Origin of the sequence: Pseudomonas tremae (assembly GCF_023278125.1) — a bacterium.
GTDB lineage: Bacteria > Pseudomonadota > Gammaproteobacteria > Pseudomonadales > Pseudomonadaceae > Aquipseudomonas > Aquipseudomonas tremae.
The window spans coordinates 3,044,278-3,057,784 of sequence record NZ_CP066270.1; the positions used below are offsets into that span (position 1 = coordinate 3,044,278).

General features: G+C 58.6%; 13 protein-coding genes. 5 read left to right on the forward strand and 8 right to left on the reverse strand.

What is annotated here, in order from left to right:
- Positions 1 to 10 precede the first annotated feature (10 nt).
- A complete protein-coding gene (locus I9H09_RS13805) occupies positions 11 to 1,024 on the reverse strand; it encodes a substrate-binding domain-containing protein (RefSeq protein WP_005893096.1) in 1,014 nt (337 codons plus the stop codon).
- 174 nt (positions 1,025 to 1,198) lie between these two features.
- Positions 1,199 to 2,071: an SMP-30/gluconolactonase/LRE family protein gene (locus I9H09_RS13810; protein ID WP_122323849.1), complete on the reverse strand. Its 873-nt coding sequence runs from the start codon at positions 2,069 to 2,071 to the stop codon at positions 1,199 to 1,201.
- 305 nt (positions 2,072 to 2,376) lie between these two features.
- On the opposite strand from I9H09_RS13810, the gene I9H09_RS13815 reads away from it, so the two are divergent.
- Entirely contained in the window at positions 2,377 to 3,522 is a 1,146-nt protein-coding gene (locus tag I9H09_RS13815) for an aldose epimerase family protein (RefSeq protein WP_024670138.1), read from the forward strand.
- A 51-nt stretch (positions 3,523 to 3,573) separates the two neighbouring features.
- On the opposite strand, the gene I9H09_RS13820 is transcribed toward I9H09_RS13815, so the two are convergent.
- Genes I9H09_RS13820 through I9H09_RS26905 form a run of 4 tightly spaced genes read right to left on the reverse strand, consistent with a single transcriptional unit; the run spans position 3,574 to position 6,225 of the window.
- On the reverse strand, positions 3,574 to 4,470 hold the full coding sequence (locus tag I9H09_RS13820; RefSeq protein ID WP_122346446.1) for a metal ABC transporter substrate-binding protein: 897 nt from the start codon (positions 4,468 to 4,470) through the stop codon (positions 3,574 to 3,576).
- 11 nt (positions 4,471 to 4,481) lie between these two features.
- Complete coding sequence (locus I9H09_RS13825; RefSeq protein ID WP_122313164.1) at positions 4,482 to 5,351, reverse strand: metal ABC transporter permease; 870 nt, start codon at positions 5,349 to 5,351, stop codon at positions 4,482 to 4,484.
- Positions 5,348 to 6,130: a zinc ABC transporter ATP-binding protein AztA gene (gene aztA, locus I9H09_RS13830; RefSeq protein ID WP_032618865.1), complete on the reverse strand. Its 783-nt coding sequence runs from the start codon at positions 6,128 to 6,130 to the stop codon at positions 5,348 to 5,350. The genes I9H09_RS13825 and aztA overlap by 4 nt, the downstream gene beginning before the upstream one ends.
- Positions 6,094 to 6,225, reverse strand: a complete 132-nt coding sequence (locus tag I9H09_RS26905) for a hypothetical protein (protein ID WP_268935240.1) — start codon at positions 6,223 to 6,225, stop codon at positions 6,094 to 6,096. Before I9H09_RS26905 ends, aztA begins: the two co-directional genes overlap by 37 nt.
- Positions 6,226 to 6,431: 206 nt before the next feature.
- Here I9H09_RS26905 and I9H09_RS13835 point away from each other — a divergent pair, with 206 nt between their 5' ends.
- A complete protein-coding gene (locus I9H09_RS13835; RefSeq protein WP_005893106.1) occupies positions 6,432 to 7,652 on the forward strand; it encodes a putative DNA modification/repair radical SAM protein in 1,221 nt (406 codons plus the stop codon).
- Positions 7,649 to 8,488: a TIGR03915 family putative DNA repair protein gene (locus I9H09_RS13840; protein ID WP_122313163.1), complete on the forward strand. Its 840-nt coding sequence runs from the start codon at positions 7,649 to 7,651 to the stop codon at positions 8,486 to 8,488. The genes I9H09_RS13835 and I9H09_RS13840 overlap by 4 nt, the downstream gene beginning before the upstream one ends.
- A 69-nt stretch (positions 8,489 to 8,557) precedes the next feature.
- Here the strand turns inward: I9H09_RS13840 and I9H09_RS13845 are convergent, their stop codons facing one another.
- Positions 8,558 to 9,352 carry a PhzF family phenazine biosynthesis protein gene (locus I9H09_RS13845; RefSeq protein WP_223810520.1) on the reverse strand — a complete coding sequence of 265 codons (795 nt, stop codon included), beginning with the start codon at positions 9,350 to 9,352 and terminating at the stop codon, positions 8,558 to 8,560.
- Between the two features lie 209 nt (positions 9,353 to 9,561).
- Here I9H09_RS13845 and I9H09_RS13850 point away from each other — a divergent pair, with 209 nt between their 5' ends.
- Positions 9,562 to 10,416 (forward strand): NAD-dependent protein deacetylase, encoded by an 855-nt coding sequence (locus I9H09_RS13850; RefSeq protein WP_236502427.1) that lies wholly within the window; start codon positions 9,562 to 9,564, stop codon positions 10,414 to 10,416.
- Positions 10,417 to 10,453: 37 nt separating this feature from the next.
- Here the strand turns inward: I9H09_RS13850 and I9H09_RS13855 are convergent, their stop codons facing one another.
- Positions 10,454 to 12,817: a DNA polymerase II gene (locus I9H09_RS13855; RefSeq protein WP_122346447.1), complete on the reverse strand. Its 2,364-nt coding sequence runs from the start codon at positions 12,815 to 12,817 to the stop codon at positions 10,454 to 10,456.
- A gap of 234 nt (positions 12,818 to 13,051) precedes the next feature.
- On the opposite strand from I9H09_RS13855, the gene I9H09_RS13860 reads away from it, so the two are divergent.
- Positions 13,052 to 13,492, forward strand: coding sequence for a CBS domain-containing protein (locus tag I9H09_RS13860; protein ID WP_005893112.1), 441 nt, complete (start codon positions 13,052 to 13,054; stop codon positions 13,490 to 13,492).
- Positions 13,493 to 13,507: the final 15 nt, after the last annotated feature.

Consider the following 13,507-nt stretch of genomic DNA (forward strand, 5'->3'; position numbering starts at 1 on the left):
CTCGCTCAGCTCACTTCCACAAACCGATTTTGGTCAGTTCAGCCTGAAAGTTTTCGCGAGTGATCAATGTCACGTCATCCATAGCGGTGTACTTGGGCGGCTCGACACCCTTGGTGACCCAGTTGAAGACGTACTCGGCAGTCCGGTAGCCTTCCTTGTCGGGGCTTGGCAGCATCGAACCGAAGAAGCCACTTTCTTTCTTCTTCAGCTCATCAATGGCATCGGTGCCATTGATGCCGATCCCGATCACGTTTTTGGCGGAGAACCCTGCGCCCGAAGTGGCGCGTACGCCGCCCAGTACAGTGTTGTCGTTCATGCCACCGATGATGAGGTTCTTGGCTTCACGTGGCAGCTTTGGCAGAGCCGAGTTGGTGGCGTCCATTCCGCCTGGTACATCAAGAGTCTTTTGCGGAGAAAACAGGATGTGATCAGCTGGCAAACCGGCTTTTTTCAATGCATCCACCGAGCCGTCGGTGCGCTTCTTGCCGGTGTCCAGCTCGCTGTAGGTATTGATGATCGCGTAGGTGTTCTTCCACTCGCCCTCATCCCACTTGCGATTCTTGGCCTCGGTCGCCATGGCGGCGCCCTGCTTCTGGCCCACTTCGAAGGCTGCCATACCCAGATACGGCACATCCTCCATCGGCTTGCCGCTCGCATCGACAAAACGGTCGTCCACCGCCATGACCTTCATGCCATTGGCCTTGGCCTTGGCTACGATGGCAGGGCCTAGCGAAACATCAGGTGGGCAGATCACAAAACCCTTCACGCCGTTGGCAGCAAGGTTGTCGATCGCAGACAGGGTTTTCTCGCCGTCGGGAACGGCAATCTTGATGACCGTGAAACCAAGCTCTTTCCCGGCTTTTTCGGCGAATTGCCACTCGGTCTGGAACCAGGGCTCTTCAGCCTGTTTGACCAGAAAGCCGATCTTGACTTCATCAGCAGCGGAAGTAATGCCACTCATGCCCAGAATGGCAGTGGTGACAGCGGCACAGCACAGGGAACGAATCCCGTGACGACTCAACATAGCTAACTCCTTATTTTTATTGAATAGCTACAGCGACCAGCAAGGTGGCGGTTGCAAACGCGGGGGCGTCTGAAACCGATTAAATAGTCATACCATATAATGAATGACCGCTATGTAACCGAATGTCACTTTGCCGCCACCGCCTTGATAGATGCGTCGACAGCATAAATTTCTTCAACCGGCAAAACGCTGACACAGCGTCCCTTTCACGCCCACATCTGCCCTCAATACCGCGCCGTCGAACTGACCATGCGCATCGCCAGGCGCTGCGCTAGTGACGTACAGCGTCTGCAGATCAGGACCACCGAACACGCAACTGGTGGGGTGGCTGACAGGCAGCTCGACAACCCGATCGACACTTCCGTCGGGCGCGAAGCGAATAAGACAACCTCCGCCCCAGCGGGCGTTCCAGACATACCCCTCGGCGTCCATCGCCGAACCATCAGGCGAACCCTGGCTTTGCACACCAGCCCAGACCTGACGAGGCCCCAGCGTCCCGTCTGCCATGAGCGGGTATTGGTAGATGACGTCGTCAAGGGTATCGGCGCTGTACAACACGCTGCCGTCGGCATTCCAGAGCAGGGTGTTGACGATGCCCTGCCCGTCCAGCAGACGTGTCACGGCTGCATCGGCATCGACCCGGAACAGGCCGCCCGAGCGACGAAACAACGGTATATCGCCGCCTTCCGCGTCGATATTGTTTTGCATACTGCCCATCCACAGCATCCCGCGCGCGTCACAACGGGCTTCGTTGGCACGGTTGCCGGGTGTGGGGTCCGCCACGCAAAACAATGACAGAGAGGTTTTTTCGGCGGTCAGATCCAGGCGATAGATACCGCTGGCCAGGGTCACCAGAGCATCGCCTTTTGCGGTCGGAATGAACGCAGAAACCGGTTCGGGCATGCGCCACTGACGGTATTGCCCGGCAGCCAGACGACAGGCCAGAAAGCCAGCGATGTCGACCCAATAAAGGGCTTGCTCCTGAGCATCCCAGAAGGAGCCTTCGGCAAGCTTGAAACGGTGCTCGGAGACGGGCAGCCAGTTCATGAAAAATGTCCTTTGTTATTGTTGTAAAGGCACTTTTTTAGCGTGTGTCGTGCTCAGGTGGTCACATCACGAGCTGCATTAGCCGAGCCATCGGGTTCATCCTTTTTTTTCAGGATTCGGCTCATCTGGCTGAAATCGTTGTCAGATCATCGGCTAAGGTTACTGACCAAGCCTCAGTGACGCCTGCACTACTAAATAGTATTACAATTTATTTTTCAAGCGGCATTTTATCGGCTATAACCCCATGCATCGAATGAAATTCGATCAAATAGTCTTACCAATAACAATAAAAGCGGGTAGATCAGATGAAAAAGCACGCTCTTCTCAGCACCTTTGGACTGTCTTTGATGATCAGCACCTTGACTGCACAGGCCGCACTCACTAGCGAACACAGCAGTTTTGGACAAACGTCCGACGGCAGTGCCGTTGAAAAGTACACCTTGCGCAACAGCCACGGCATACAGGCCAGCATCATCACCTACGGCGCGACACTGCAATCGCTGCTGGTTCCCGACAAAGCCGGCAAGGTCGACGACATCGTGCTGGGCTTCGACGATGTGAAGGGTTACCAGGACAATGGCACCGTGTATTTCGGCGCAACCATCGGTCGCTTCGGCAATCGCCTGGCGGGTGGCAAGTTCAGCCTCGATGGCAAGACCTACCAGGTGCCACTCAACGACAAGACCAACGCTCTGCACGGGGGCACCCAAGGGTTTGACAAAAGACTCTGGAAGGCAGAAGAAACCAAAACCGGTGACTCGGTCGGCGTCAAGCTGACCTACGTGTCACCGGATGGCGAGATGGGCTTCCCCGGTACATTGCGCACCGAAGTCACCTACAGCCTGAACGACAAGAATGAGCTGAAGATCGACTACCACGCTACCACCGACAAACCGACGGTGCTGAACCTGACCAACCACAGCTATTTCAATCTGGCGGGCGCAGGCAGTGGTGATGTTCTCAAACAGGTCGCCACCCTTCACGCTTCCCATTACACGCCGGTCAACGACAAATTGATCCCTACCGGTGAACTGCCTGCCGTGGCCGGAACCCCGATGGACTTTCTCAAGCCCACTGCGTTTGGCAAGCACATCAAGGATGACCATCAGCAACTCAAGTACGCAGAACCCAAGCAAGGCGGCTTTGACTTCAACTGGGTGCTGGACACCAAAGGTGACGTGAAGAAACTGGCTGCCGAGGTGAGCGACCCGCAATCAGGCCGTAAATTGCAGCTGTTCACCACCGAACCCGGCGTGCAGCTGTACACCGGCAACTTCCTGGATGGCACTATTCGCGGCAAGGCGGGCAATATCTATCCGCACTGGGGGGCTTTCACGCTGGAGACCCAGCATTACCCTGACGCGCCCAATCAGCCGAAATTCCCCAGCACACGACTGGACCCGGGCAAAGCGTATACCCAGACTACCGTGTTCAAGTTTCTCGACAACTGAGGCTTGGCGTTGCGCAGCCCTTGAATGCCAAGGGCTGCGCGCACTGAGGTTTTACTGATTGCGTTTCATCGCAGTGGTAAGGGTGTCGACGTTGTAGCGAAACATCTTCGCGTAAGTCGGCGCAGGACCATCAGCAGGCGACAGGGCCTCGACGTACAGCTCACCACCAGGCTGAGCACCACTGGCTTCGGCGATCTGCTTGACCAGACGCGGGTCGCTGGAGTTTTCGAAGAAATAGGCGCTGACGTGTTCGGCCTTGATCTGGCGGATCAGTTTCGATACATCCGCTGCCGATGCCTCGGACTCGGTTGACAGGCCCAGCGGCGACAGGAACTTCACGCCGTAGGCATCACCAAAGTAACCGAACGCATCATGCGAAGTGAGAATCTTGCGCTTGGCCGCCGGAACCAATTGGATCTGGTCGCGGGCATAGGTATCGAGTTGCTGCAGTTCGACGATGTAGCGATCACCATTAGCCTGATAGACGCTCGCCCCTTCCGGATCGGCTTTTTTCAACGCGGCAACAATGTTGCGAACATAAATCACCCCATTGGCTGCACTGTTCCACGCGTGCGGGTCGACGATGCTCTTGCCGTCTTCATCCATGCTGCGGGTCTTGATACCCTGGGACAGCACGACGGGCTGCCCTTTATAGCCCGACGCCTTGATCAACCGGTCCATCCAGCCTTCCAGATGCAGGCCACTGACAAACGCCAGATCAGCGTTTTTCAACGCTTGCGCGTCGCTTGGCGTTGGCTCGTAGACGTGCGGATCGCCATTCGGGCCGATCAGGGATTTGACGTGTACGCGATCACCACCGACGGCACTGACCATATCGGCAATAACCGTGAACGACGCCACCGCCTCAAGCGGCTTGGCCTGAGCCAGGCTGGCGAATGCCGACAGCGCCAGTGCAGCCATAGAACTCAATAACATCAATCGTTTCATGACATACCTTTTCAATGAGCCAGGTGAGGTTTGGGAAACAGTCGACGTACGATGCCCGTGCGCCCGAATAACAGGGACACGCCATAGAACGCACTCGCGGTGAGGACGATGGCCGGCCCGGAGGCGACGCCAACGTGGTAGGAAACGATCAGCCCGATCAGGCCGGACAATGTGGCCAGCAGTGTCGAAATCACCATCAGGCCGCTCAGCGAGTTGGTCCAGAAGCGGGCAGCGGTCGCGGGCAGCATCATCATGCCCACTGCCATCAAGGTGCCCAGCGCCTGAAAGCCTGCCACCAGATTCAGCACCACCAGCAGCAGAAACAGCACGTGATATAACGATCCACGTCCGCCGACAGCGCGCAGAAACCCCGGATCGAAACACTCCAGAACCAGCGGACGATAGATCACGGCCAACAGCACCAGCGTGAAAGAGGCAATGCTGCCGACCATGTAGATGGCAATGTCATCAATGGCCAGAATGGTGCCGAACAGCACATGCAGCAGATCGACGCTGGAACCATGCAGCGAGACGATCAGCACGCCGGCAGCCAGCGAGGTCAGATAGAAACTGGCAAAGCTGGCGTCCTCACGAAGCGAGGTCAGTCGGCTGACCAGCCCCGACAGCAAGGCAACTGCCAGCCCGGCGATCAACCCGCCAAAGCCCATGGCAGGTAACGACAGCCCGGCGACCATGAAGCCTACCGCAGCCCCCGGCAGGACAGCGTGACTCATGGCATCTCCCACCAGGCTCATGCGCCGCAGCATCAACAGCACGCCTACCGGGCCGGAGCCTATCCCCAGGGCCAGACACGCCACTAGCGCACGACGCATGAAGCCGAACTCGATAAACGGTTCGACGACCAGGCTATAAAGCATCATGAATGCTCTTCCTCGGCATCACACAGCATTGCGTCCGGGCTCCAGTACTCCGCCATGTTGCGCGCCTTGCGCAGGTTGGCAACGCTGAGCACATCGGCGGTTTCGCCCCACGCAATGGCTTCACGGGCCATCAACAAGGTCTGCGGAAAGTGCTGACGCACCTGATCGATGTCGTGCAGCACAGCGATCACTGTGCGCCCCTGCCCGTGCCAGACGCGTACCAGCTCCAGCAGATCGCGGGTGGTGCGTGCGTCGATGGCAGTAAATGGCTCGTCGAGCAGGATCACCGATGCGTCCTGCAGCAACAGCCGAGCAAACAGCACGCGCTGGAACTGTCCCGACGACAGCGAGCCAACGCTGCGCTTTTCAAAACCTTCCAGCCCGACAGTGCGCAGCGCATCCTGGGTCAGCGTGGCGTGATGGCGCGTGAGCCCGCGAAACGGGCCGACGCTGTGCCACGCACCCATCGCCACCGTGTCGGCAACACTCAACGGGAAACTCCGGTCGATTTCAGCCGCCTGAGGCAGATAACCGATTGTGCGTGTAGCCAGGCGCCCCCGGTCGACATGCCCCTGGGCGGGTTTCATGGTCCCGGCAATGGCCTTGATCAGGGTTGATTTACCCGCGCCGTTAGGCCCGACGATAGCGGTAAGACTGCCTGCCTCGAAGCGTCCGCTGATGTGATGCACAGCAGGACGACGCTCGTACGCCACAGTCAGATTTTCCAGCGCAATCGCGGCACTCACGGAATGGCCACCGACCAGCCGATTGCCAGCCATAGCAGCGTCAGTATCGCCAGCGAAAACAGAATACGCTTCCAGGCGGATAGCGCCAGAGCAGAACCTGCGATTGAAGGAGAAGAAGAGGATTTCACGCGCGGGCAACCTGCAATTATTTGTTACAGTATTACATACCAGATTCAAACATCGTTATAAAATAACATTTAAGTTCGCATTCGCCTCTTCGCCTCTTCGCCTTATCGGCCCTGCATGGATCGACCTTCGGTCTGATCCGGGTATCGACGCTTGAGTCTGCATCGGCAACTCTATACTGTACATACAAACAGTTAAGGGGCATTCCATGCAGCTCATCGACAAGCTCAGCATTCTGGCGGACGCCGCCAAGTACGATGCGTCGTGCGCCAGCAGCGGAGCGCCCAAACGCAGTTCCCAGGACAAAAGCGGGCTCGGCTCTACCAACGGCATGGGTATCTGTCACAGCTATACGCCGGATGGGCGCTGCGTGTCGCTGCTGAAAATCCTCCTGACCAACTTCTGCCTGTACGACTGCCAGTATTGCGTCAACAGGCGCTCCAGCGACGTTCCTCGCGCGCGCTTCACGCCCGAGGAAGTGGTCACCCTGACGCTCGACTTCTACCGTCGCAATTGCGTAAGCGGGCTGTTCCTGAGCTCCGGAATCATTCGCTCGGCGGACTACACCATGGAGCAACTGGTCGAAGTAGCCCGGTTGTTGCGGGAAGTGCACGAATTTCGCGGCTACATTCACCTCAAGACCATCCCTGACGCCGACCCCGCGCTGATTGAAAAAGCCGGCCGCTATGCAGATCGTCTGAGCGTGAATATCGAACTGCCCACCGACCTCAGCCTGCAGACCCTGGCGCCGGAAAAAGACGTGGCCTCCATTAAAAAGGCCATGCAGACCATTTACACCGGCGAACAGACGGTGCGCAATGAACCGCGCGCTCCGCGCTTTGCACCTGCCGGGCAAAGCACCCAGATGATCGTCGGCGCCGATGCCACCGACGACAGCACCATCCTGCACAGTGCCCAGTCGCTGTATAGCAACTTCAAACTGCGCCGGGTCTATTATTCGGCGTTCAGCCCGATCCCCAACAGTCCCGACAGCGTGCCGCTGGCCGCGCCACCGTTGATGCGCGAACACCGGCTGTATCAGGCTGACTTCCTGTTGCGCGGGTATGGTTTTACCGCTGGCGAACTGCTGAATGGGCCAGGCGATCTTGCTCTGGACATCGACCCCAAGCTGGCGTGGGCGCTGGGCAATCGCCAGGTGTTCCCACTGGACCTGAACAAGGCCGACCCGGCATTGATCGCCAGGGTGCCGGGCATAGGCATCCGGACTACCCAGCGACTCGTCGAACTGCGCAGGCAACGGCGCATTCGCTACGAAGACCTGACCCGCATGCGCTGCGTGCTGGCCAAGGCCAAGCCCTTCATCATCACCAGCGACTATCATCCGCCGCAGGCTGAGACCACCAGTGAATTCCTGCACCATCAGTTGCGGGACCGGCCGCAGCCTCAGCAAATGGGGCTCTGGGGATGATTTGCCTTGATTGCGACGATCTTTTCGACACGTGGCGGCTGCAGGCGCGCTGGTTACTGAGCCATCAGATAGACCCCAGCCAGGTCAGTTGGAAATCACCCGACGCTACAGATCTGTTCGGCAGCGAAGAAGAATACCCCAAGGAGTCCGGCCCGTTTCAGGCCCGTGTTCCGCTGGAATTGCTGCAGTTACTGGAGAGCACCTCACGCTATCGCGGCGAGCAGCGCTGGAGCCTGCTGTATGAGGTGCTGTGGCGCGTTACCCACGGCGACCGCACCGCCATGATGGCTGGCGACAGGCTGGGCAGTGAATTGCATCGCAGGCTCAAGTCGGTGCGCCGCGAGGCCCATCACCTGCATGCCTTTCTGCGCTTCGTAGCGTTACCGCCTACCGACAATGACGCTGCGCTCATGCGCCCGCAATACGTGGCCTGGCATGAACCGGCTCATGACATTCTGCTCAGTGCCAGCGAACACTTCATCGGCCGCATGGGCCAGCATCGCTGGATGATTGCCACTCCGCAAGATGGTGTGTACTTCGACGGCAAGCAGTTGATCCACGAACGTCGTTGCCCGCAAGCGTGGCAAACCATGGCCCGGCACGTCGAAGATCCGCACGGCGAGTTGTGGCTCACGTACTACAGCCACATCTTCAACCCTGCGCGCCTGAACCCCAAGGTCATGGAGGGTCATTTCCCTTCGCGTTTCTGGAAAAACCTGCCTGAAGGCCCTTTGATTCCGGCGCTGATCACCCAAGCGCGGACCGGCAAGCAACGCGACGGTCAGGCCAGCGACATTGCCGCCCGGCGTGGCAAGAAGATTGCACTCAAGGAATGAATGCCTTGCCGCAGTGGCCCTCGGCACCACATTCCAAGGCTGTCTAGCCTGGAGCAACGCCCGGCACGCTTACAGTGAAACCCGCCCTTCGATACAGGTTACGGTCGAACCGCCCACCCAGATATCGTCACCCACACGCTGGACAGATACTCGGCCCTTGCGACCGAGCGCGGTACCCTGGCTGGCTGTATAGCTGTCAGGTGCCATCCCCTCGTCCAGAAACCAGCGAGCGAGTCCGGCATTGAGGCTGCCAGTCACAGGGTCTTCGGCCATGCCGTCGCCCGGAATAAAAGCGCGAACTTCGAACTGTGCCTCGTCCCCGTCCACTGCGGGGTCCCAAGGCGCGATAACGCCGAGCTTCAATCCTTTCAATAGCGTGTAGTCCGGTTGTAGTGCCAGTACGCTGGCACGATCTGCCAACCTGAACGCGACCCAACCGGGGCCGTTATCTACCCAGCGAGCATCCAGAATCTCCCCCGGACCAAGCTTCATGCCAAGGCGAATCTGCTCGATAAGCCCGGCGTCTACTGCGCCGTAACGCAGCAAAGGCGGCGCTGTAAATGCCAACCCGCTGCCCTCGCGTCGAATGCGCACCAGGCCAATCCCGCATTCCTGGATGATCTCCTTGCCACGCGCCACGCCACCGCCTTCGAGCCACGCGTGACAACTGCCCAGCGTGGGGTGACCTGCAAACGGAAGCTCTCGAAGGGTCGTGAAAATGCGCACGCGATAGTCAGCACGCGGGTCAGTCGGTTTGAGCAAAAACGTGGTCTCACTCAGGTTGGTCCAGCGGGCAAACGCAGCCATCTGGTCGTCGCTCAGCCCGTCAGCCCCCAACACCACCGCCAGCGGGTTACCAAGCAAAGGCTAGTCGCTGAACACATCCAGTTGTTTGAAATGAAACGAGCGCATCGGAGCTTCCTTGGCAAGGCGATAAAGGTTAAAGGTTAAAGGTTGCCACGAGTGCCGGGCGCTGGACAATGGCCCTTTGAACCAACGCTTCCCAGCGTGCGCCTGCCTGCTAATCTCGCAGGAACAGGGCCCGGATAATATTGCTCATTCGAGGTTTCAAGATGCTCGATAGTACAACCCGCAGTCAGCTTGAAACGCTTTGCGAGGCGATGACCGACAAGGCGTTTCTGGTCGTTACCGGCGCTAGCATCAGCACCGCATCCGGCATCCCGGATTACCGCGACAAGGATGGCGTACGCCGTGGCAAGCAACCCATGATGTATCAGGAATTCGTCGGCAACCCTGCTGCACGCCAACGTTACTGGGCACGAGCGATGCTTGGCTGGCCGCGTATCCGCGCGGCACAGCCCAACGCGGCGCATCAGGCGCTGGCTGCACTGCAGGCTGCAAATGTCATCAGCAGCCTGATCACTCAGAATGTCGATGCCTTGCATACTCAGGCCGGGAGTCAGGACGTCATCGAACTGCACGGCAGCCTGCACCGCGTGCTGTGTCTGGATTGTCAGCAACGGATGGACCGGGCGGCGATTCAGGAGCAGTTATTGCTGCAGAATCCGTATCTGTCCAGCGTCCATGCGACACAGGCCCCGGACGGCGATACGCTGCTGGACCCTGCCTTCGAGGCCGGTTTCACAGTACCCGCCTGTATGTACTGCCAAGGCGAGCGGCTCAAGCCGGACGTGGTGTTCTTTGGCGAAAACGTCGCTCCACAAACCGCTGCCAGTGCAACATCGAGCGTGGAGCAGGCTGACGGGTTGCTGGTCGTGGGCAGCTCACTGATGGCCTGGTCGGCTTTCCGGCTGTGCAAAGCCATGGCCGAACAGGGTAAACCGGTCATTGCCATCAACCACGGCAAGACCCGCGCAGATGAACTGCTGCACCTGAAAATCGAAGCATCCTGCGAGCAGGTCTTGCCGTGGCTCGCCGATCAACTGATCAATCGACAGGCTCTGTAGGAAAAGCCGACGAGCACAGTCATTGCAAGTCTAGAGCCTAGAAAAGCCCCAACTGCCCGCCGACGAGGGTACTGAAATCGTCGTCCACGAACGGCAGAATAGCGTCGGCCAGCGGTTGCAACTGGCGCGTCACGTAATGATCGTAATCGATGGGGGCATGGCGAATTTCCAGCGGTTCCGGGCCGGCTACGGTCATCACATAGCTGATCCAGCCGCCGCTTTGATACTGCCGCGGTCGCCCCTGCTGGTCGTTGTATTCGTCAGCCAGACGCGCGGCGCGCACATGCGGTGGCACGTTGCGCTGGTAATCGTCGAGCTTGCGGCGCAGTCGCTTGCGGTAGATCAGCAGATCATCCAGCTCGCCTGACAGCGTACGTTGCACATAATCGCGCACGTAATCCTGATACGGCTGACGCTTGAAAATACGCAGATACAATTCCTGCTGAAACTGCTGAGCGAGTCGCGACCAGTCGGTTCTCACCGTTTCCAGGCCCTTGTAGACCATTTCCTCGGAGCCGTCGGCGCGAGAGACCAGCCCCGCATAACGCTTCTTGCTACCCTCCTCCGCGCCGCGCACCGTCGGCATCAGAAAGCGTCGAAAATGCGTTTCGTATTGCAGTTCCAGAGCACTGTGCAAGCCATATTCTTTCTGCAAATGCTCGCGCCACCACTGGTTGACCTCCAGCACCAACGCTTTGCCGATGCTTGCCGCCTCTTGCTGCCCATGCGGGCGGCCCAGCCAGACGAATGTCGAGTCGGTATCACCGTAAATCACGGTGTAGCCTTTTGCCTGGATGAGGTCGCGGGTCTTGAGCATGATTTCATGCCCGCGCAAAGTAATCGACGAGGCCAGGCGCGGGTCGAAAAACCGGCAGCCGCTTGATCCCAACACGCCGTAAAAGGCATTCATGATGATTTTAAGGGCCTGGGACAGTGGCGCGTTCTGCTCACGCTTGGCAGCCTCGCGCCCCTGCCACACACGCTCCACGATGGCAGGCAGGCTGTGCCTGGTGCGTGAAAAGCGCGCACCGCGAAAACCCGGCACAGACGCACTGTCGTCAGGGTGACGCATGCCCTCGATGAGCCCCACCGGGTCAATCAGAAAGGTCCGAATGATCGACGGATAGAGGCTTTTGTAATCCAGTACCAGCACCGACTCATAAAGACCCGGCTGCGAATCCATGACGAACCCGCCAGGACTGGCTTCGGGTAATCGCTCGCCCAGATTGGGCGCGACAAAGCCTTGGCGATGCATCAGCGGAATATACAAATGGCAGAACGCGGCGACCGAGCCACCGCTGCGGTCCGCAGGCAGACCAGTCACCGTGGCACGCTCGAGCAGAAAGGTCAGCAGTTGAGTCTTGGCGAAGATACGCGTAACCAGCTCGCAGTCCTTGATGTTGTAGCGCGCCAGTGCCGGTTTATCCTCGGCAAACATGCGGTTGATTTCATCCATGCGCTGGTAAGGCGTGTCAATGGCCTTGCCCTCACCCAGCAATGTCTGCGCGACGAACTCAAGGCTGAACGACGGAAAGCTCCAGGTTGCCGAACGCAGTGCCTCGATGCCGTCAATGATCAGCCGCCCGCTGACTTCGGCGAAAAAGTGGTTGTTGCGACTGCCGTGCTCGCGCCAGCCCATTGCCTCCCCGCCACGTCCGAGGCGCAGCGGCACCTGCAGGCGCTGCGCATGTTCGTGCAGGACCCGCAGATCGAACTGCACCACATTCCAGCCAATGATCGCGTCAGGGTCGTGCAACGCCAGCCAGTCGTTCAGACGCTCCAGCAACTGTGCTCGGGTATCGCAATAGTCGAGCTGAAAGTCCAGCTGCTCATCGCCGCCATTCGGCGGGCCGAGCATGTAGACCTGACGCTGACCGCAGCCCTCGAGGGCGATTGAATACAGATCACCCCGCGCCGTGGTTTCGATGTCCAGAGACACCAGTTTGAGCTGTGGCCGGTAATCCGGGGCAGGCCTGATCTGCGCATCGCACAACACGCCATCGGCATTCGGTGTGCCGCCAAACTGCACGGGAGCAGTGATGAAGCGCTCCATCAAATAGCGCTCGGGCGGGCGGATGTCGGCTTCATAGACATCCACATTGCCCCTGCGCAGCAACTTTTCGATGTTCATCAACTGACGGTGCTGCTGGCAGTACACACCCAGCACCGGACGATGGCGAAAATCACTGAGTTCCAGCGGACGCAACTCCACGCCACGTTCGCTACGTAACAATGAGCGGGCGCGCTCGCTCTGTTCAGCAGGAATGAACGCCACAGATGGCTGGCAAGGCAGACGAATGTGGCGCGGCCCCTGGTCAGTGGCCAGCCAGAAGTCGACCTCGGTCCCGGCGGGCGTGTCTTGCCAGTGCCGACTGAGGATAAAGCCCTGCTGTAAATCCAACGCTGCAACCTCGACTATGAGTGAACACGTTGATTCTACTTGGCTATCAGGGTGAACGTGCAGCGGACGCTCTAATTAAAGGCACATCAGCAAAGGTCGTCGGCGCGCAGAGCATTGATTCAGTCTATGCCCTCCATGCTTATTTAGCGGTTGATTGGTTCAGCTGAGTGCATGAATCTGTAGCGCTGCTGCAGATGCACTACAGTCAAACAGGTCGCCACCCCGGAGAGCACCATGAAAACCGTCGCCCAGCTGTTGAAATTGAAAGACCTGCACAACCAGCAAGTGCACACCATTGGCCCGCATCAGATGGTGCTCGAGGCGCTCAGGCTGATGGCCGAAAAAAACATTGGCGCGTTGCCAGTGGTTGAGAATGGCGTAGTGGTCGGCGTAGTCAGCGAACGCGATTATGCGCGCAAAGTGGTCCTCAAGGGACGCTCTTCGGTAGGCACGCCGGTCAGTGACATCATGAGCAGCCACGTCATCACTGTGGACTCGCAGCAGAGCGTCGACGCCTGCATGGGGATCATGACCGACAGCCACCTGCGCCATCTGCCTGTCGTGGAAAACGGGCAACTACTAGGCCTGCTGTCCATTGGCGATCTGGTAAAAGAAGCCATAGCCGAGCAGGCCAGTCTCATTCAGCAGCTTGAACAGTACATTCGCGGCGACTGATCAAAACACCTGCCC